This is a genomic window from Caballeronia sp. (genome assembly GCF_049581465.1).
Lineage (GTDB): Bacteria > Pseudomonadota > Gammaproteobacteria > Burkholderiales > Burkholderiaceae > Caballeronia.
Genome location: NZ_JBAUSA010001177.1, coordinates 1 through 1,516 on the forward strand (window position 1 = coordinate 1; position 1,516 = coordinate 1,516).

Consider the following 1,516-nt stretch of genomic DNA (forward strand, 5'->3'; position numbering starts at 1 on the left):
TTTCACCAACTTTATGGCTTCCCGGACGAGCTCGTTGGTGTTGAACGCGTGCGTGTTCAGATCGCCCTTCCTGAAGATTGCCTGAACTCTTTCGATTACCGCTGCCACGCGCTGGCCGTCAGCAACGATCTGGTTAAACGCTGTCTTCGCCTCATCGAGATCGGGCGTCGCACGATCAAGCCAGCGCAAGCCCGCAGCGGCATTGGCCATCATCGCCGTCAATGGCTGCGTGACTTCGTGAGCAATCGCATTACTAAGCACGGTTTCATCTCCCGGGCAAACCTCGTCCCCAAAATACTCGGCGACGGCCTGTGGGATTTCGACCGCCCGTGGGTCAAAGCAGTGGATCACAAGTGTCTTCATCGGGATGGCTTGGTTGGCGCCCGCGAAGGTATTCATATCGAACCCGGGTTGTTTCCTGTACTCGTAATCGCTGAACTTGCCCATTTTCTTGCTCCGTTGGTGTGTAACCAAGGTATAGAACATCCCCCTTGCAAGTTACTTTCAACTCCTGATTTGTCGAAAGCATCCGTTCAAAAAGACCGCAAGCCGGTGCGGTAGTCGTGCCTTTGACGACCTTCAGCGCACCGGATAGTCCCGCCCCAAGGTCTCGGCCAGAAACGCCGCGACTTTTTGCATCCGGGGGACACGCAGTAGGTATTGATGCACGCTGAGGTAGACATCCCGACGTACGTCGATCTGCCCTTCCAGAACCTGCACAAGACCGAACCGTTGCGCCCGGGCGAACGCTGGCAGCATCACAAGACCCGCGCCGGAGGCAGCCGCGAAAAGCTGGGAAACCATACTGCTTGAGTAAAAACCGATCTGTGGATCGACGATCACATCGTCAAGCCATCGGACAGCCTCGAGCTCGATCAGGTCGCGGATATAACCGACGAAGCAGTGACGCTGCAAATCCGCTACCGACTCGGGCACACCATATTCGCCCAGGTAATCGGGGTGGGCGTAAAGGTGCAGCGGAAACTGGCCTACCCGCGTTATTTCGAGGTTGAGTCCGCTCGGCTCGAAAAAACCCAGAAACAGGTCTGCTTCCCGATGAGAGATTTGAACGTCGTGCGGCGACGTGACGAGCTCGATCGCAATCGATGGATGCTGGCGTTTCAGTTCGACGAACTGCTCGCTGAGATACAGCGTCGCGATCCCTTCCATGGTCGCAATCCGCACGCGACCACTCAGGCCGGGCGGATTGGCGTTCACGCTGTCGCCCAATGCCAGTACGTTGGCTTCGATCGCTTCGACATACGCACGCATGTCGCGGCCTTGCGCGTTCAATCGGTAGCCCAATCGGTCTCGCTCGAAAACGGGCGTCTTCAGCGCGAATTCCAGCGCTGAAATGCGCCTCCCGACGGTTGCGTGGTCCATTGCGAGCGCCCGGCCCGCTTTTGAAAGATTTCCTGCTCGGGCAACGGCAAGAAAAATACGCAAATCATTCCAGCTGAGTTGATTCAAATTCATTTGAGGACATCGGGATAGTACGGCGCGGTGAGGGTGTGCA

Annotated in this window: 2 protein-coding genes; both read right to left on the reverse strand. The window is 56.9% G+C overall.

Features of this window, described 5'->3' with window-relative positions; translation table 11 throughout:
* On the reverse strand, window positions 1-447 hold a 447-nt coding region (locus WCA53_RS28830; protein WP_423919105.1), incomplete at its 3' end, for a histidine kinase dimerization/phospho-acceptor domain-containing protein.
* Window positions 448-579: 132 nt separating this feature from the next.
* On the reverse strand, window positions 580-1,476 hold the full coding sequence (locus tag WCA53_RS28835) for a LysR family transcriptional regulator (RefSeq protein ID WP_423919107.1): 897 nt from the start codon (window positions 1,474-1,476) through the stop codon (window positions 580-582).
* Window positions 1,477-1,516 lie beyond the last annotated feature (40 nt).

What these genes read in the sequence shown, in the direction of transcription:
- WCA53_RS28835 (WP_423919107.1), bottom strand. Translation starts at nt 1,476, where the DNA reads ATGAATTTGAATCAACTCAGCTGGAATGATTTGCGTATTTTTCTTGCC.